This window comes from Nocardia sp. TBRC8007, assembly GCF_056629435.1.
Genome location: NZ_JBWSOR010000016.1, coordinates 1 through 16,294, shown reverse-complemented (window position 1 = coordinate 16,294; position 16,294 = coordinate 1). Strand labels below are relative to the sequence as shown.

General features: G+C 63.4%; 17 protein-coding genes. 13 read left to right on the top strand and 4 right to left on the bottom strand.

Annotated elements, in window-relative coordinates; translation table 11 throughout:
- The first annotated feature begins 3 nt into the window (after positions 1 to 3).
- The 9 genes from ACX4ZE_RS14255 (at position 4) to ACX4ZE_RS14215 (ending at position 9,611) form a co-directional block, all read left to right on the top strand.
- Entirely contained in the window at positions 4 to 1,557 is a 1,554-nt protein-coding gene (locus ACX4ZE_RS14255; RefSeq protein WP_480273892.1) for a FadD3 family acyl-CoA ligase, read from the top strand.
- The gene (locus ACX4ZE_RS14250; RefSeq protein ID WP_480273891.1) at positions 1,557 to 2,453 is read left to right on the top strand and encodes an enoyl-CoA hydratase; all 897 of its coding nucleotides are present in this window, start codon (positions 1,557 to 1,559) and stop codon (positions 2,451 to 2,453) included. The genes ACX4ZE_RS14255 and ACX4ZE_RS14250 overlap by 1 nt, the downstream gene beginning before the upstream one ends.
- Entirely contained in the window at positions 2,453 to 3,595 is a 1,143-nt protein-coding gene (locus ACX4ZE_RS14245) for an acyl-CoA dehydrogenase family protein (protein WP_480273890.1), read from the top strand. Before ACX4ZE_RS14250 ends, ACX4ZE_RS14245 begins: the two co-directional genes overlap by 1 nt.
- The gene (locus ACX4ZE_RS14240) at positions 3,592 to 4,620 is read left to right on the top strand and encodes an acyl-CoA dehydrogenase family protein (protein WP_480273889.1); all 1,029 of its coding nucleotides are present in this window, start codon (positions 3,592 to 3,594) and stop codon (positions 4,618 to 4,620) included. The genes ACX4ZE_RS14245 and ACX4ZE_RS14240 overlap by 4 nt, the downstream gene beginning before the upstream one ends.
- Positions 4,617 to 5,672, top strand: coding sequence for an acyl-CoA dehydrogenase family protein (locus ACX4ZE_RS14235; protein WP_480273888.1), 1,056 nt, complete (start codon positions 4,617 to 4,619; stop codon positions 5,670 to 5,672). Before ACX4ZE_RS14240 ends, ACX4ZE_RS14235 begins: the two co-directional genes overlap by 4 nt.
- An 811-nt stretch (positions 5,673 to 6,483) precedes the next feature.
- On the top strand, positions 6,484 to 6,939 hold the full coding sequence (locus tag ACX4ZE_RS14230) for a MarR family winged helix-turn-helix transcriptional regulator (RefSeq protein WP_480273887.1): 456 nt from the start codon (positions 6,484 to 6,486) through the stop codon (positions 6,937 to 6,939).
- The gene (locus ACX4ZE_RS14225; protein WP_480273886.1) at positions 6,939 to 8,159 is read left to right on the top strand and encodes an MFS transporter; all 1,221 of its coding nucleotides are present in this window, start codon (positions 6,939 to 6,941) and stop codon (positions 8,157 to 8,159) included. The genes ACX4ZE_RS14230 and ACX4ZE_RS14225 overlap by 1 nt, the downstream gene beginning before the upstream one ends.
- Before the next feature lie 107 nt (positions 8,160 to 8,266).
- Positions 8,267 to 9,019, top strand: coding sequence for a DUF427 domain-containing protein (locus tag ACX4ZE_RS14220; protein ID WP_480273885.1), 753 nt, complete (start codon positions 8,267 to 8,269; stop codon positions 9,017 to 9,019).
- Positions 9,020 to 9,200: 181 nt separating this feature from the next.
- Positions 9,201 to 9,611 carry a cupin domain-containing protein gene (locus tag ACX4ZE_RS14215; protein ID WP_480273884.1) on the top strand — a complete coding sequence of 137 codons (411 nt, stop codon included), beginning with the start codon at positions 9,201 to 9,203 and terminating at the stop codon, positions 9,609 to 9,611.
- A gap of 42 nt (positions 9,612 to 9,653) precedes the next feature.
- Here ACX4ZE_RS14215 and ACX4ZE_RS14210 read toward each other — a convergent pair whose 3' ends face one another.
- From ACX4ZE_RS14210 to ACX4ZE_RS14200, 3 genes are read right to left on the bottom strand one after another with little or no spacing between them, the layout of a single operon-like run.
- Positions 9,654 to 10,472 (bottom strand): MBL fold metallo-hydrolase, encoded by an 819-nt coding sequence (locus ACX4ZE_RS14210; protein ID WP_480273883.1) that lies wholly within the window; start codon positions 10,470 to 10,472, stop codon positions 9,654 to 9,656.
- A 35-nt stretch (positions 10,473 to 10,507) separates the two neighbouring features.
- Positions 10,508 to 10,840, bottom strand: coding sequence for a hypothetical protein (locus ACX4ZE_RS14205; protein ID WP_480273882.1), 333 nt, complete (start codon positions 10,838 to 10,840; stop codon positions 10,508 to 10,510).
- Positions 10,840 to 12,099, bottom strand: a complete 1,260-nt coding sequence (locus ACX4ZE_RS14200) for a 3-ketosteroid-9-alpha-monooxygenase, oxygenase component (RefSeq protein ID WP_480273881.1) — start codon at positions 12,097 to 12,099, stop codon at positions 10,840 to 10,842. The genes ACX4ZE_RS14205 and ACX4ZE_RS14200 overlap by 1 nt, the downstream gene beginning before the upstream one ends.
- Positions 12,100 to 12,316: 217 nt before the next feature.
- Here ACX4ZE_RS14200 and hsaA point away from each other — a divergent pair, with 217 nt between their 5' ends.
- From hsaA to hsaB, 4 genes are all read left to right on the top strand, one after another.
- Positions 12,317 to 13,480: a 3-hydroxy-9,10-secoandrosta-1,3,5(10)-triene-9,17-dione monooxygenase oxygenase subunit gene (gene hsaA, locus ACX4ZE_RS14195; RefSeq protein ID WP_480273880.1), complete on the top strand. Its 1,164-nt coding sequence runs from the start codon at positions 12,317 to 12,319 to the stop codon at positions 13,478 to 13,480.
- 9 nt (positions 13,481 to 13,489) lie between these two features.
- Complete coding sequence (hsaD, locus tag ACX4ZE_RS14190) at positions 13,490 to 14,371, top strand: 4,5:9,10-diseco-3-hydroxy-5,9,17-trioxoandrosta-1(10),2-diene-4-oate hydrolase (protein ID WP_480273879.1); 882 nt, start codon at positions 13,490 to 13,492, stop codon at positions 14,369 to 14,371.
- Positions 14,372 to 14,509: 138 nt separating this feature from the next.
- Positions 14,510 to 15,415, top strand: coding sequence for an iron-dependent extradiol dioxygenase HsaC (hsaC, locus tag ACX4ZE_RS14185; protein ID WP_480273878.1), 906 nt, complete (start codon positions 14,510 to 14,512; stop codon positions 15,413 to 15,415).
- 20 nt (positions 15,416 to 15,435) lie between these two features.
- Positions 15,436 to 16,008 (top strand): 3-hydroxy-9,10-secoandrosta-1,3,5(10)-triene-9,17-dione monooxygenase reductase subunit, encoded by a 573-nt coding sequence (hsaB, locus tag ACX4ZE_RS14180; RefSeq protein ID WP_480273877.1) that lies wholly within the window; start codon positions 15,436 to 15,438, stop codon positions 16,006 to 16,008.
- Positions 16,009 to 16,075: 67 nt separating this feature from the next.
- Here hsaB and ACX4ZE_RS14175 read toward each other — a convergent pair.
- Positions 16,076 to 16,294, bottom strand: a 219-nt coding sequence (locus ACX4ZE_RS14175) for a hypothetical protein (RefSeq protein ID WP_480273876.1), incomplete at its 5' end; no start/stop codon positions are given.

Here is a 16,294-nt window from a genome sequence, read left to right as displayed (position 1 = left end):
ACCGTGACAACCCCTGCTCAGACGACACCGATGGCACTGCACCACGCCGCTCGGACCTTTGACGCTGCCCCAGCGATCGCGGACGGCGCGGTCCGGCTGGACTGGACCCAGCTACTCGACGCCGTCCAGGAGGTAGCGCGGGCGCTCATCGCACGCGGCGTGCGCGCGGGTGACCGGGTGGCCATGTGGGCTCCCAATACGCACCATTGGGTGATCGCCGCACTCGCCGCGCACTATGCCGGCGCCGCGCTGGTGCCGTTGAACACCCGCTACGTCGCCGAGGAGGCCGTCGATGTGCTCGATCGAGTGCACGCGCGGGCGCTGTTCATCGCCGGAAATTTCCTCGGCCGCGATCGTCTCGCCGAATTGCGCGCTGCCACAGCTGTTCTTGCCATCGAAACGATAGTGGTCATTCCAGTAGAACCAGGATCGGTGAACACCGATGCCACTGCGCTGGACTGGTCGGAACTCCCGAGCATCGCCGCGTCGGTCCCGGTGGCCGAAGCCGAGGAACGCGCCGCGGCGGTAGGCCCCGGCGACATTTCCGACATCCTGTTCACCTCCGGCACTACCGGGCGCAGCAAGGGCACCCTGATCGCACACCAGCAAGCACTCGCGGTGGTGCGGGCTTGGGCGGAATGCGCCACCTTGCGCGGCGACGACCGGTATCTGGTGGTGAGCCCGTTCTTCCATAACTTCGGCTACAAAGCGGGCATTCTCGCCTGCCTGGTCACCGGAGCCACGATCATCCCACAGGCAACCTTCGATGTACCGGAGACGATGCGGCGGATCGGCACGGAAAAGATCACGGTGTTACCCGGCCCGCCGACCATCTATCAAACGATCCTGGACTTCCCCGACCGTGAAGCGTTCGACCTGAGCACCCTGCGGGTGGCCGTCACCGGCGCCGCGACTGTGCCGGTGGTATTGATCGAGCGAATGCGCTCTGAGCTCACTTTCGACATCGTCATCACTGCTTACGGCCTGTCCGAAGCCGCAGGATTCGGGACCATGTGCCATGCCGAGGACGACGCCGAAACCATCGCGAACACCTGCGGCAGACCGATCGCGGACTTCGAGCTGCGACTCAGCGAGGCAGGTGAGGTCTTGCTCCGTGGACCGAATGTGATGCTCGGCTATCTGGACGACCCGGACAGCACCGCCGAGGCTGTCGACGCCGACGGCTGGCTACACACCGGAGACATCGGCACGGTCGACGAACGGGGGTATCTGAAGATCACCGACCGGCTCAAGGACATGTACATCTGCGGCGGCTTCAATGTTTATCCAGCTGAGATCGAGCAAGTGCTGGCTCGACTGGACGGCGTGGCCGAGTCGGCTGTCATCGGCGTGCCCGATGCCAGGATGGGCGAAGTAGGTAAGGCGTATGTAGTGCGCAGGGCAGGTGCGACACTCACCGAAGAGCAAGTACTCTCCCATGCCACCACCATGCTGGCCAACTTCAAAGTGCCACGGTTCGTCGAATTCCGCGATCAACTGCCTTATAGCTCCGCCGGGAAAGTGCTCAAGCGTCAACTACGTAAGGAGAAATCGTGATGTCGGAACCGGCAAACACCGTCGGGGAAGAGCCCGAGGGTGAGGTGGTCACCTACGAGCGACGTGAACGCGTCGCGATCGTCGCGATGAACCGGCCGGAATATCGCAACGCGCAGAACTCGGTGATGACCTACGCGCTCGACGCCGCCTTCGAGCGTGCCGTGGCAGACCCCGAGGTCGGTGTGATCGTCTTGGCGGGCAACGGGAAACACTTCAGTGCCGGGCACGACATCGGCACCCCTGGACGCGATCACCACGTGCGGTATCAGAACAAGGCCACGTTGTGGTGGGATCACGTCGATCGGGCCGGCGGCGATCAGCGCTTCGCCAGGGAGCTGGAGGTCTACCTCGGCATGTGCCGGCGCTGGCGGGAGATTCCCAAGCCCACCATCGCCATGGTGCAGGGCGCTTGTATCGCGGGCGGACTTATGCTGGCCTGGGTATGTGACCTGATCATCGCCTCCGATGATGCGTTCTTCTCCGATCCCGTTGTCCGTATGGGCATTCCAGGGGTCGAATATTTTGCCCACCCCTGGGTTCTCGGTCCGCGCGCGGCCAAGGAATTCCTTTTCACCGGCGACCGGTTCGGTGCCGCCCAGGCCAAGGAATGGGGCATGGTCAACCGAGTGGTGCCGCGCGCCGAACTCGAGACCGAGACCATGACACTCGCCGAAAAGATCGCCACCATGCCGCAGTTCGGCCTCGCCCTGACCAAGAAAGCGGTCAACCAGGCTGAGGACCTGATGGGCATGCGGTCGGGTATGGATTCGGTCTTCGGTCTGCACCACTTCGCACACGCGCACAATGCGGAGGTCGGCACCGACTCGCTGGGCGGCATGAACGCCAAGTCGATGAAGACTTCCGCGAGCAGCACCGGACAGAACGGAACGACGTAGTGGAGCTTGATCTCGACCAGGCGACTCAGGAATTCCAGCGGGAGGTCCGCGAATTCCTCGCCGCGAACACACCCGCGCGACCGTTGCCTTCGATGGACACGAAAGCAGGATTCGAGGCACATCGAGCGTGGGAGCACACTTTGGCCGACGCCAGGCTCTCGGCGGTCGCCTGGCCAGAGGAGTTCGGTGGTCGCAACGCCTCGCTGCTGGAATGGGTGCTGTTCGAGCAGGAGTACTATGCGGCAGGGGCACCGGGGCGGGTCAGCCAGAACGGCATCTTCCTGCTGGCTCCGACGCTCTTCGAACACGGCACACCGGAACAGTTGGCGCGGATCATGCCACGGATGGCTCGCGGCGATGACATCTGGGCGCAGGCATGGTCGGAGCCGGAGGCGGGCAGCGATCTGGCCGGCATCCGCTCCAGTGCCCGGCGCGCTACCGGCGGCTGGCTGCTGAACGGCCAGAAGACCTGGAGTTCGCGCGCCGCCTTCGCCGACTGGGCGTTCGGGCTGTTCCGCAGCGATCCCGAGGCCGAACGGCACAAGGGCCTCACCTACGTGATGTTCCCGCTGACCGCCGATGGCGTATCGGTGCGCCCGATTCCACAGCTGGACGGCGAGCCGGGTTTCGCTGAGATCTTCCTCGACGATGTGTTCGTACCCGACCGTGATGTTATCGGCGCGCCTGGCGCGGGCTGGCGCGTGGCGATGAGCACCTCCAGCAACGAACGCGGTCTGTCGCTTCGTAGCCCGGGCCGGTTCAGCGCCACCGCACAGCGGCTGATCGATCTATGGCTGCGGGTAGGCGACCCGAACAACACCACACAGCGCGACGCGGTGGTGGATGCCTGGATTGGCAGCGAAGCGTATCGGTTGCATACCCTCGGCACAGTCACCCGGCTCGATGAGGGCGGCAAGCTCGGCGCGGAATCCTCTGTCACCAAGGTGTTCTGGTCCGAACTCGACATCGCCATGCACGAGACCGCGCTCGATGTGCTCGACGCGACAGCCGAACGCTGTGGGCCATGGACCGACGGATATCTGTTCGCGCTATCCGGCCCGATCTACGCGGGTACCAATGAGATCCAGCGCAATATCATCGCCGAGCGGCTGCTCGGACTACCGAGAGGAAGCAGCCGATGAGATTCGCGCTCAGCTCCGAACAGCTCGATTTCGGCGCCAGCCTGCGCAAGCTCCTCGATGCCTACCACACTCCCACCGCCGTACGCGCGTGGGCCTCGGGCGATCCTGGTCCGGGGCGAGCACTGATCCGGCAGCTGGCCGGGACCGGTGTGCTCGGGCTGGCCGTCGCGGAGGAACACGGTGGTATCGGTGCCGAACCGATCGACCTGATCGTAGCCTTCCAGGAAATCGGCCGGGCTGCCGTTCCGGGACCGCTGATAGAGACTGCTGCCGCGATTCCAGCTCTGCTACAGGCACTTCCGGATCCCGGCTTGGCCGCACGGTGGCTGCCTGGCTTCGCGGGAGGTGCCGCACTCGGCACGATCGCCTTCGCGGCGCCCGGCCACAGCAGCGTCGCGCTGGATGCCGACACCGCCGAGGTGGCGCTCTTGGTAGACGGCACGCTTCTGCACACCGGGCACCGTACCGATCAGGTGCTCTCGATCGACCCCGCCCGTCGGTTGTTCACCATCGCCGAGGGCGACACCATCGCCGAGGGCGAACACCTACGCGAAGCAGCGGCCACTGGATTCGACACCGGCGCGCTGGCCTGCGCGGCCCAGCTACTCGGTGCGGGCCGTGCCCTGCTGCACGCATCCACCGAATACACCAAACAGCGCAAACAATTCGGCAGACCGATCGGCGAGTTCCAGGCCGTGAAACAGAAACTCGCCGACGTGCTCATCGCACTGGATCTGGCCGAGCCGCTGCTCTACCGCGCTGCACTGACCATGACCGAGCCCACGCGGGACCGCGATGTCTCGGCCGCCGTGGTCGCCTGTGGTGACGCGGCTTATCGCGCAGCTCGTACCGCACTTCAGGTGCACGGCGCGATCGGCTATACCGCCGAGTACGACCTTTCGCTGTGGTTGACCAAGGTGACCGCACTGCGTTCAGCATGGGGAACCCCAGTCCTACATCGCTCCCGGATCGCCAACGCACTGCGGAACGAAGCCACAGGGACCCCCGAGGGAGACAAAGTATGAGCACCGCTGAGCACCGAGAATTCCTCGCCTCGGTTCGGGCGTTGCTGACCAAACATGCCAGTTCCGCCGCAGTGCGCGCGGCGATGAACACCGAGCTCGGCTACGACCCGGCGCTATGGCGGCTGTTGTGTGAGCAAATCGGTGTCGGTGCTCTGGCCATCCCGACGGAATACGGTGGCTTCGATGCGAGCCTGGTGGAATCGCTTCTGGTAGTAGGTGAGTTGGGCCGCACACTCGCCGGAGTGCCGATGCTCGGCTCCGCTGTACTCGGCGGGCAAGCCGTACTGCTATCGGGTGATACCGAGGCATGCACACGACTGCTGCCCGAGGTAGCCGAGGGCACCAAGACGATAGCGGTGTGCTGGGCGAGCGAGAGCGGCTGGGACGAGCCGGGTGTGCGAGAAACAGACGGTGTGCTCAACGGGACCGCGCACTATGTTCTCGACGGGATGTCTGCCGACACTCTCCTCGTTGTCACGCCGACCGGTCTTTTCGAAGTCGATCCCACGGTAATCGGCGTCACCCGGCGCTCCGCGCCGACCATGGATCCTACCCGTCACCTCGCCGAGGTAGTCTTCGCCGCAGTGTCTGCACGTCGTCTCGGCTCTGCGGATCCAACGGCGACCCACACCAGGCTCCGCCAGATCGCGTGGGCCGCTCTGGCTGCCGAACAAGTCGGCGCTGCCGACCGTTGCCTGGAGATGACCGTGGATTACGCCAAGACCAGGGTGCAGTTCGGCCGGGCTATCGGTAGCTTCCAAGCGCTCAAACACCGTATGGCGGACATGTACGTGCTGCTGGAATCAGCCCGATCCGCATCCGTCGCGGCCACTGCGGCCGTAGCGACGAATAGTCCTTCGGCTGCCGAGGATGTCTGGGTTGCCCGTGCCCACTGCTCTGCCGCGCTCGATACCATCGCGGCCGAGACTGTCCAGTTGCACGGGGGCATCGCGATCACCTGGGAGCACGACGCACAGTTGTTCTTCAAACGCGCGCACGCGGACACACAATTATTCGGCACCCCCCGACGACCGGTCACCCAGTCGATATGAGGCCGCGACAAAGGCTGCTCGCGCAGAACCGGAGGCAAGATCGGCGAACCCGGCAGGCAAAGCAGAAAGCCAAGAGCTGGGTATCTCACGCCGTCTCTAACGGGCTAGTCGCGGGCATCGTCCCGGACGACGTGACTTATCCACGCTGAGTCCAGACATCTGAGAGATCAACACCGACCTCCACCATGGACTCGGCTTCTGGGGCAGATAACGCCAGAACCTCGTCCTCCCAGTTCCACACACGGCACGCTGCATCCTCAGCGTGCCGATTCTTGTTCCTGAGACCGGCATACCCAGTGCCCAGAACTGATCGGCAATACCGGCCTCAGGGACAATACGCGGTGGCCGGCTTCCTGACCGGTTCGCGAAACAATTTTATGTGGATACGGCCACCTCCCTTCCGGTTTCATTCGCTCGAATTCTTTATCTCGTAATCATCCGCTTTTCTTTATCATCGAACGATACGAACTCTCACGGGTATACCATTCTCCCGTTATCCGAGATATAGGGCAGGAAAAGATTTTTCAGGCCGACAGGAGAGGAAGTACAGATAGAAAAATTCGAACTTCTTAATTCATATTATCCGCACAACATGCATTTGATCGTCAGGGAATCGTTAAATTCGAAAGTCGCATCGCCACATACCGCACATAGGGCACAAGCCCCGAGGGGGCACAGCCCTCCCCCGCCTCGGATCTCCTCCTCGGCCACGCGACCGGTATCGCCGGATGCAGTACCGGAACCGAGGGTACGTACGCTACTATAATATATAGTTGACCTATGCAACAAGTTAATTAGACGGAGGGATCGGATGAACGCAAGAGATGACATCGTCGTCGATCTCCTCGTTACCGCAGGCAGAATCACTCGACTCGCCGGGGTGATCAGCGGCGATGATCTGCCACGCGCGATGGCGCGGGCACTGGCGGTGCTCGACGAACACGGTGCGGTGCGGATCAGCGAGTTCGCCAGGATCGACCGATGCTCCCAGCCCTCGGCGACGGTGCTGGCAGGCAGGCTGGTCGCGGAAGGATTCGCGTCCCGGCGCAAGGACCACGCGGACTCCCGGGGCGTCATCATCGAACTCACCCCGGTCGGACACGCCCGTCTGACCCAGTACCGCCAGGCCCTGGCTGCCGCGATCGGCAATCGACTGCCCGACTTCGACACTGAACGCTTGACGCGACTGGACTCCGAATTACACGACCTGCTGGACGCCCTGAAAGCAGCTGCGGGACAACGTGCTCAGAACCCGAGGAAACACTGATGAGCATTGCGACTTGGGTTACGAAAAGCACCAATCAACCAAAGGCCGTGTGGGCAGTGGCATTTGCCAGCGTGATTGCTTTCATGGGCATCGGATTGGTCGATCCCATTCTCAAACCGATCGGCGAACAATTACACGCCTCACCGGCGGAAGTATCGCTGCTGTTCACCAGCTATATGATGGTGATGGGTGTGGCCATGCTGATCACCGGGGTAGTGTCCAGCCGCTTCGGCGCCAAAGCGACACTGCAGGCCGGATTAGCGATCATCATTGTGTTCGCAGCGCTGGCAGGCATGTCCGATACGGTCGGGCAGATCGTAGGCTTCCGCGCGGGCTGGGGTCTCGGCAACGCGTTGTTCATCGCCACCGCGCTGGCCACCATTGTCAGTGCGGCCAGTGGCGGCGTGGCCCACGCGATCATCCTGTACGAGGCGGCACTGGGCATCGGTATCGCCACCGGACCGCTGGTCGGCGGCATGCTGGGCGGAATCAGCTGGCGTGGACCATTTTTCGGCGTCTCAGTACTGCTGACCGTCGCACTGGTCAGTGTTGTCGTCCTGCTGCCGGAAAGCCCGAGACCCCCACGGCGCACCTCGATCGTCTCACCGTTCCGAGCATTACGGCACCGCGGGCTACTGATCGTGAGCATCACCGCCCTGTTGTACAACTTCGGCTTTTTCACCCTGCTCGCATATACGCCGTTTCCCCTGGACATGGGCACCTACGCGATCGGCTTCATCTTCTGCGGCTGGGGCGTGCTGCTCGCGATCGCTTCGGTGTTTCTGGCTCCCCGGCTACAGCGCCGGTTCGGTTCCCTGCCGATGATCGGACTTTCCCTGAGTCTGTTCGCGGCGGATCTGGCGATGATGGCCGTGTTCGCCGAGCACAAACCGATGCTGATCGTCGGCACCGTCCTGGCCGGCCTGTTCCTCGGCGTGAACAATACGCTGATCACCGAGGCCGTGATGATCTCGGCGCCGGTGGAACGATCCACCGCGGCGGCGGCCTACAGCTTCGTCCGGTTCTCCGGCGCCGCCGCCGCCCCCTATCTCGCCGGAAAGCTGGGCGAACACGCCATCGCCCTGCCGTTCTGGGTCGGCGCCGCATGTACCGCGGCCTCCGTGATTGCCCTGTTACTCGGCCGAGCGGCCCTCGCCCACATCGACGAGCACGATCCCGCACCACACAGCGTCGAAGAAGAAGCAAGGGCCATCACCTAGGGCGATGACCAGCCGATTCCGCATCCGGTGGCATCGGCGCGGTGCCCCGAGCCTGCTAGCGCGAAACTCGTCCCCGGAACCGGACAGCGAGAGTACGGTCGATAGGTATGACCGAAGCGAGGCGGGGCCACGTCAGTGTCGAGACCAGTCAGAAGCGCGTACGGGTCTATCTGGGCGGACATCTGGTGGCCGATACGGTCAGGCCAGTGCTCGTGTGGGAGAACCCGTATTACCCGACCTACTATCTGCCGGTCGCGGATCTGCACGTGAAACTCGAACCGAACGGAAACATCCAGCATTCCCCCAGCCGCGGCGATGCGACCGGCTACGACGTCGTGGCCGACGACACCACAGCAGCCGGAGCGGCGCTGCGATACCACGACTCACCGATCACCGAGTTACGTGACCTGGTCAGGCTGGAATGGACCGCGATGGACGAATGGTTCGAGGAAGACGAGCCGATCTATGTCCACCCGCGCGACCCCTACTCCCGCGTCGACATTCTGGCCAGCTCGCGACACATACGCGTGGAGATCGACGGCGTCACCGTCGCCGACTCGCACGCGCCACACATCCTTTTCGAAACCGGCTTGCCCGCACGGTACTACCTGCCGATGACCGACGTTCGAATGGATCTGCTCCGCCCTTCGGACACTCACACCAGTTGCCCGTACAAGGGCACCGCGGATTACTGGACCATTCAGATCGGTGACAAACAGCATCCCGACCACGCATGGGGTTACCGCACCCCGCTGCCCGAGAGCCAGAAGGTCGCCGGGCTGATCTGCTTCTACAACGAGAAGGTCGATATCTACCTGGACGGCCGACTCCAGGAACGGCCACGCTCACCGTTCAGCTGATCCGCATAGGCCACGTCGACACCGGCCACCCGCGAACGAGCACGTCGGTCGGCTCGACCCACGTCGGTCGGCTCGACATCGACACCGGTGCGGCCCTCTGGGCCGTACCCCACCCCGAGAGAATGCTCCGGCACATCGAGAATGCCCGGCGAAAAGCCAGAGAAGCGGGCATCATCGAACGATGACAGACAGCCGACCGCCGCTTGCCGCCGCACTCGATCTGGTGCCACATCCCGAGGGCGGCTGGTACCGCCAGACCTGGTGCAGCCCTGTCGAACTCACTCCAGCGGGATGCGATGGACCGCGCGCGAGCGCGACAGCGGCCTATTTCCTGCTGCTGCCCGGCGAACGATCCGCTCCACACACGCTCCGCTTCGACGAGCTATGGCTCTGGCATCGCGGCGGACCACTGGCATTGAGCATCGGCGACGAGGAAGTGATCCTCGGCCCCGATCTGGAGCGGGGGCAAGTACCACAGGCCATGGTGCCGGGCGGTGTCAGCCAGGCGGCTCGTCCCGTGGGAGCGGATTACGTACTGGTCAGTTGCGTAGTCTCACCGGGATTCGACTTTGCGGACTTCCGGCTGGACTGATCGCATTCAGCGCGATAGTGCCGCGATAGTGCGGGGCCGTACTCAGCGCGATAGCGCGGTGCGGAATTCGGCCAGCTCATACGGATCGTGTGCGCAGAATATCCGCACCTGGTCCCCGTGTTCGGCGCGTAAGGTCCGCAGCCGCTCCAAGTTCTCCACTCGAGCCTGGTCCAACGTGCTCACGAGCGCTTCGAAGATCGCGAGTTCGAGGGGTGGCCTGGCCTTCGCCGAAGCCAGCTGCCGGTGGTGGAAGTAGGCGTCGCCGCAGTGCAGCAGCCACCCATCGTCCTGCCGGACCGCGACGCCGCTGTGTCCACGGGTATGCCCGATCAATGGGATCAACAGGATGTTCGCGAGCACCGGCAGCGCGGTGAAACCGAACCACGAGTCGCCGCCGGTTTCGTAGGGGCGCCAGCGGGGCTTGTGCGTCCACTGTCGTGGCTGATAGCGCAGTTTCTCGGCGATGGTGGCCCGCCGAGTCGCCACAGCCAACTCGTCGGCGAAGACATGCACAGTGGCGTCAGGGAAGTCGGCCAGGCCACCTGCGTGATCGAGATCGAGATGGGTGAGCACGATGTGCCGGACATCCTCGCGTCGGTAACCCAGTGCACGGAGCTGGTGCAGCGCGGTCAGCTCCGGACGCAATCGGGGACGCAGCAATAACTCGGTACCGAAGCCGAGCCTGCTCCGGTCGAGCACATCGGCCATGCCGAACCCGGTGTCCACCAACACCAGCCCGTCTTCTGACTCGACGAGCAAGCAGTGACCGACCAGCCGGCCGATCAACAGCCCACCGCTGCCCAACAGCGCGCGCCCACCGACCGGGCACATAGTCGCGCAATCCAGGTGCCACACCATCATCGTGGAAGCTCCCTCTCATCGCGTCCCGAGTACTGCTATTCGGAGATTTCGAGCACACCCTCTTCCTCGGCCCAGGCAATCGTGCGCATCAACTGAGGACAAGTATCCGGACGGCCCGGCCCTTGGTCGTGTGAACTCAGCTCCGCGAACACCGGGCAGCGCGCTGCGGGATCGGTGGTCCACTGCACCGATGTCTGCCGCGCACTGCTTTTACGCACCAGCACCTCGCTCCCGCAAGCGTGACACTGCAGCGGAGTCAGACCTTCCTCCAGATACCGCTTCTTATCCACCACGGTCTGGGCACGCACTTCGGCTCGCCGATCGGGTTGATCGGCGAAGTCGGGCGCTTTTGCCCAGGTGGCTGCCATTACACGCCCGCCTCGGCTTCCTCGGACTCGCGCTTGCGGCGCAAATTCTCGGCGACCTCGGCCTCCCATGCCTCATTGGCCTTGGTGGTATCCACCTCGAATTCGAAGCGCTGGGTCATCTTCTCGGTGACATCAGCAAGGTCGACATAAAACTGGTCGTACCAGCGCCGTAGCTGATAGACCGGCCCGTCTTCCTCGCACAACAGCGGGTTCTCGACCTTGGACTTATGCTTCCAGATCTCGACATCCTGCTGGAAGCCGATGCTGATGCCGTCGGTCATCTTCTCCGCCAGCCGTTCGGCAGTCTCGCCTTCGACACCCTGCGGCTTCCGCAGCGTGATACCCCATTGCAAGACGAAAGAGTCCTGGGTGACCGGGTAGTGGCAGTTGATCAAGACACTGTTGACCTCGTACCCGCTGTAGATGTTCAGCAGCGGGTTGATCATGTACGAAGGCCCATAGTACGAGGCTTCGGACTTCAACAGCGTATCGCCACCGTATTTGGCTGCCATGCCGACATCCGGCCTGCCTTTGGTCTCCAGGAACTGAGTGGCGATATGGCCCTCGAAGACGTTCTTGAAATAGGTCGGGAAGGCGAAATGGATGTAGAAGAAGTGGGCCATGTCGACCACATTGTCGATGATCTCACGACAGTTGGCACCCTCGATCAGCAGCGAGTTCCAGGTCCAATCGGTCCACTCGCTGTCGAGCTCCTCGCTGGGGTTGCCGTCGGCGTCGGTATAAGCGCCTTTGATGTAGGGGATGGTGACTTCTGGCGGAGGCTGGCTGCCTTCATAGTCGTGCCAGACGAACAACTGACCATTGCGCTCCAGCGTGGGCCACTTCCTGGTACGCGCCAAGGGCGGCACTCGCCGCGCGTACGGGATCGAAGTGCACTTGCCGCTGGTCCCAGACCAACGCCAGTCGTGAAACGGGCATGCGATGTCGTCGCCTTTGACCTCACCCATGCTCAGGTCGCCGCCCATATGCCTGCAGTAGGCATCCAATACCCGCAGTTCACCACTGCTGTCGGCCCAGACGACGAGCTTGGTGCCGAACACGTTGACGGCATGTGGACCACCATCCCGGAAGGACTTGGCCAGGCCAAGGCAATGCCATCCTCGCGCATACCGGGTCGGCGCTACACCGACATCCAGTTCCCGGACCTTTGCTGAATGGGCCGCCGCGCGGGTCCCTCCGTGGTTACGCGCGCTGCCGCCTCCGGGCCCGTCGCTCGGCGGCGGTGGGGTAACTGCCATCGCGATTCCTCCTCCTTCTGTACTAGAACACGTTACAAAATTGCCACCTCCAATGCCAGCGGTATGCATCACTTCCTGCATGAGTGCGCGCCAGACCAACAGTGAACGTTGGTTCTCGACATAAATAGGAACCTGTTCTAATCTCAGAAGCGCGGTTCCCATCGCAGAAGCACATAAGCATCGGTTATCAATCGACCAGGCAGGAGCAGGTCCCGAGATGACGCAAGAAGTGACCGAACGGGTCGAAGCGCTGTTGCCGACATTGCGCGAACGCGCACAGGAGGCCGAGGACCTGCGGCGCATCCCCGACGAAAGCATCAAGGCGTTGCAGGAGACCGGCTTCTTCCGGCTGCTCCAGCCCAAACAATGGGGCGGCTACGCCGCCGATCCAGTGACCTTCTACGACACCACGCGCAAGATCGCCAGCGCATGCGGTTCCACCGGTTGGGTGGCGGGCATTGTGGGCGTACACAATTGGCATCTGGCACTGTTCTCACAACAAGCACAGGAAGACGTTTGGGGTGAGGATGACGAGGTCCGTATCTCCTCCTCCTACGCGCCGATGGGCGCGGGCACGGTCACCGACGGCGGCTACCTCGTCAACGGCGCATGGGCTTGGTCATCCGGGTGTGATCACGCGACCTGGGTGGTCGTCGGCGGCCCGGTGCTCAAAGACGGCAAACCGGTCGACTTCGGCAGCTTCCTCATCCCGTCTGCCGACTACCGCATCGATGACGTGTGGAATGTAGTCGGCCTACGCGGAACCGGCTCCAACACCATCGTCGTGCAAGACGTCTTCGTGCCCGCGCACCGATTTCTGAGTTTCCGCGCCATGAGCGAGCTGAAATCGCCTGGCCTGGAACAGAACACCGATCCGGTCTACAAGATGCCTTGGGGAACTATCCATCCCACCACCATCTCCACTCCGATTGTCGGTATGGCCTACGGCGCGTACCAGGCACATGTCGAACACCAGGGCAAGCGCATACGTGCGGCATACGCCGGTGAGAAGGCCAAGGAAGACCCCTTCGCCAAGGTGCGCATCGCCGAGGCCGCCAGCGATATCGACGCCGCCTGGCGGCAACTGTCCGGCAATGTGGCCGATGAGTACGCACTGCTGGCAGCGGGCAAGGAGATTCCGTTCGACCTGCGCGTACGGGCCCGCCGCGACCAGGTCCGCGCTACCGGCCGTTCGATCGCGGCCATCGACAGGCTGTTCGAGAGCTCCGGTGCCACCGCGCTGGCGAATGGAACTCCACTACAGCGCTTCTGGCGTGACGCACACGCGGGCCGGGTGCACGCGGCCAATGATCCCGAGCGCGCGTATCTGATGTACGGCACGCACGAATTCGGGCTCCCGGTCACCGACGGCATGGTGTAGGAGCCGGTCGTGACATCAACCATAGCGCTCACCGCCGAATCGACCTCCCGATACGCGCAGGTGCGCCCGGATCTGCGGCTGCACTATCACGAGGCGGGCGAAGGTAACGGACCGACAATCGTCCTGTTGCACGGCGGTGGACCAGGCGCTTCCTCGTGGTCGAACTTCGCCCGCAATATCCCGGTACTGGCAGAGCATTTCCATGTGCTCGCGGTGGACCAGCCGGGATTCGGTCGTTCGGACAAGCCGACCGAGCATCCGCAGTATTTCGCGCACAGCGCCTCAGCGCTGAAGGACCTGCTCGATCACCTACAGATCACCACGCGAGTACATCTGCTGGGCAATTCGCTCGGCGGTGGCACCGCGGTCCGATTCGCGCTGGACTATCCGGACCTGGCCGGAAAGCTGGTCCTGATGGGTCCGGGTGGGCTGAGTACCAATCTGTTCGCGCCCGATCCGACCGAGGGCGTGAAACTTCTCTCCACGTTCAACTATCAGCCGACCAGGGAGAACCTGGAGGCGTTCCTGCGCATCATGGTCTTCGATCAGTCGCTGATCACCGATGAGCTGATCGACGAACGGTTCGCCTCGGCGAGCACCCCCGAAGCGTTGGCCGCGACCCGTGCGATGGGCAAGTCGTTCGCAGGCGCGGACTTCGAGAAGGGCATGCTCTGGCGCGACGCCTATAAGTTGCGTCAGCCGGTGCTGTTGATCTGGGGCCGCGAGGATCGGGTCAACCCGCTCGACGGCGCGCTGGTGGCGACCAAGGTGATTCCCCGCGTCCAGCTCCACGTTTTCGGCGGATGCGGACACTGGGCGCAGCTGGAGAAATTCCACGAGTTCAATCGGTTGGCCATCGACTTCCTCGCGGGCGTCAAGGAGGCTCGATGAGACACAATCGCGAAGCACTCATCGAACCGACGGGGCGCGGGAACCCCCGCAAGACGAAGGAGGCTCGATGAGACACAATCGCGAAGCACTCATCGAACCGACGGGGCGCGGGAACCCCCGCAAGACAGGGGAGAAGTGATGGGAATCCGATCACTGGGCTATCTACGCATCGAAGCGACCGATATGGCCGCTTGGCGGGAGTACGGGCTGAAGGTCCTCGGCATGGTCGAGGGCAAGGGCGCCGATCCCGAAGCACTGTACTTGCGCATGGACGAATTCCCGGCCCGGCTGGTGGTCGTCTCCGGCGAGAAGGACCGGCTACAGATCTCGGGCTGGGAAACCGCCAATGCGGCAGAACTGCGGGATATTCGCGACCGGCTGGATGCGGCGGGCGTGCCCTACAAGGAGGGCACCGCCGCTGAACTGGCTGATCGTCGCGTCTACGAGCTGATCCGGTTCGATGACCCCTCCGGCAACACACTCGAGGCGTTCCACGGCGTCGCTCTGGAGCATCGCAGGGTGGTCAGCCCCTACGGACACCGATTCGTCACCGAAGAGCAGGGGCTCGGACACGTGGTGCTCAGCACCAAGGACGACAAAGCGGCCCTGGAGTTCTACCGCGATGTTCTCGGCTTCCGGCTGCGTGACTCGATGCGGCTGCCACCGCAGATGGTCGGACGACCAGCCGATGGCGAGCCGGCCTGGCTGCGCTTCTTCGGCTGCAATCCGCGCCACCACTCGCTGGCGTTCCTGCCGATGCCGACGCCGAGCGGGATCGTGCACCTGATGCTGGAAGTAGCGAACGCCGACGATGTCGGCCTGTGCCTGGACCGCGCATTGCGCAAGAAGGTCAAGATGTCGGCGACGCTCGGGCGGCACGTCAACGACAAGATGCTCTCCTTCTACATGAAGACACCGGGCGGATTCGATGTCGAATTCGGCTGCGAGGGCTTGGAAGTGGACGACAAGGACTGGATCGCACGGGAATCCACCGCGGTGAGCCTGTGGGGCCACGACTTCACCGTCGGGCAGCGGCAGCAATGACCGAGAGGGCGAGCGAAACGATGACCTCGGACGGAACCGAGATCGATCCGAGGCAGTTCCGGAATGTGCTGGGACAGTTCTGCACCGGCATCACCGTGATCACCACCTTCGGCGACGAGCAGACCCCGGTCGGGTTCGCCTGCCAATCTTTCGCCGCCCTCTCCTTGGAACCGCCGTTGGTGCTGTTCTGCCCCACCAAGGCGTCCCGGTCTTGGGCGGCGATCGAGAAATCCGGCCGTTTCTGCGTGAACGTCCTCGCCGAACAGCAGCGCGAGCTGTGCGCCCGCTTCGGCTCCCGCGAAACCGACAAGTTCGCCGGGGCCGCCTGGCACACCTCCGATCTGGAGCTTCCGGTTCTGGACGACGCGCTGGCATCCATCCAGTGCGAGGTCGACAGCGTTGTGGACGGTGGTGACCACTACATCGTGATCGGCCGGGTGCGGACCTTGTCCGAAACCACTACCACCGGAAGGCCGTTGCTGTTCTACCGCGGCCAGTACACCGCCATCGAACCCGAGAAGACCACCCCGGCTCCTTGGCGTGCCGATCTGGAACACTTCCTTACCACGACCACCCTCGACACCTGGCTGTAGCCCCATGTAGCCCTCAGGGCTACATGGGGCTATGAAGGTGATCGCGCAGCGGGAGTTCCGCAACAACTCAGCAGCGGTCATGAATGCGGTCGAGGCCGGGGAGACGTTTCGCGAAACCCGCAACGGAGTCGAGGTTGCCGAGGTTCGACCGGTCGGCCGACCGCGTCGCCGAACCGCTGCGGAACTCGTCGAACGACATCGCGGACTTCCGCACGTCAGCTACGCCGAAAAGCGACAAGAAACCGACGAATTCTTCGGAACAGAAGATCGCATCGACAGCGACGAT

Excerpts from the sequence above, each read along its gene's own strand:
- ACX4ZE_RS14240 (WP_480273889.1), top strand. The coding sequence starts at position 3,592 with ATGAGATTCGCGCTCAGCTCCGAACAGCTCGATTTCGGCGCCAGCCTG.
- ACX4ZE_RS14230 (WP_480273887.1), top strand. The coding sequence starts at position 6,484 with ATGAACGCAAGAGATGACATCGTCGTCGATCTCCTCGTTACCGCAGGC.
- hsaA (WP_480273880.1), top strand. The coding sequence starts at position 12,317 with ATGACGCAAGAAGTGACCGAACGGGTCGAAGCGCTGTTGCCGACATTG.
- hsaB (WP_480273877.1), top strand. The coding sequence starts at position 15,436 with ATGACCTCGGACGGAACCGAGATCGATCCGAGGCAGTTCCGGAATGTG.
- ACX4ZE_RS14225 (WP_480273886.1), top strand. The coding sequence starts at position 6,939 with ATGAGCATTGCGACTTGGGTTACGAAAAGCACCAATCAACCAAAGGCC.
- ACX4ZE_RS14215 (WP_480273884.1), top strand. The coding sequence starts at position 9,201 with ATGACAGACAGCCGACCGCCGCTTGCCGCCGCACTCGATCTGGTGCCA.
- ACX4ZE_RS14200 (WP_480273881.1), bottom strand. The coding sequence starts at position 12,099 with ATGGCAGTTACCCCACCGCCGCCGAGCGACGGGCCCGGAGGCGGCAGC.
- ACX4ZE_RS14210 (WP_480273883.1), bottom strand. The coding sequence starts at position 10,472 with ATGATGGTGTGGCACCTGGATTGCGCGACTATGTGCCCGGTCGGTGGG.
- ACX4ZE_RS14205 (WP_480273882.1), bottom strand. The coding sequence starts at position 10,840 with ATGGCAGCCACCTGGGCAAAAGCGCCCGACTTCGCCGATCAACCCGAT.
- ACX4ZE_RS14220 (WP_480273885.1), top strand. The coding sequence starts at position 8,267 with ATGACCGAAGCGAGGCGGGGCCACGTCAGTGTCGAGACCAGTCAGAAG.
- ACX4ZE_RS14235 (WP_480273888.1), top strand. The coding sequence starts at position 4,617 with ATGAGCACCGCTGAGCACCGAGAATTCCTCGCCTCGGTTCGGGCGTTG.
- ACX4ZE_RS14250 (WP_480273891.1), top strand. The coding sequence starts at position 1,557 with ATGTCGGAACCGGCAAACACCGTCGGGGAAGAGCCCGAGGGTGAGGTG.
- hsaC (WP_480273878.1), top strand. The coding sequence starts at position 14,510 with ATGGGAATCCGATCACTGGGCTATCTACGCATCGAAGCGACCGATATG.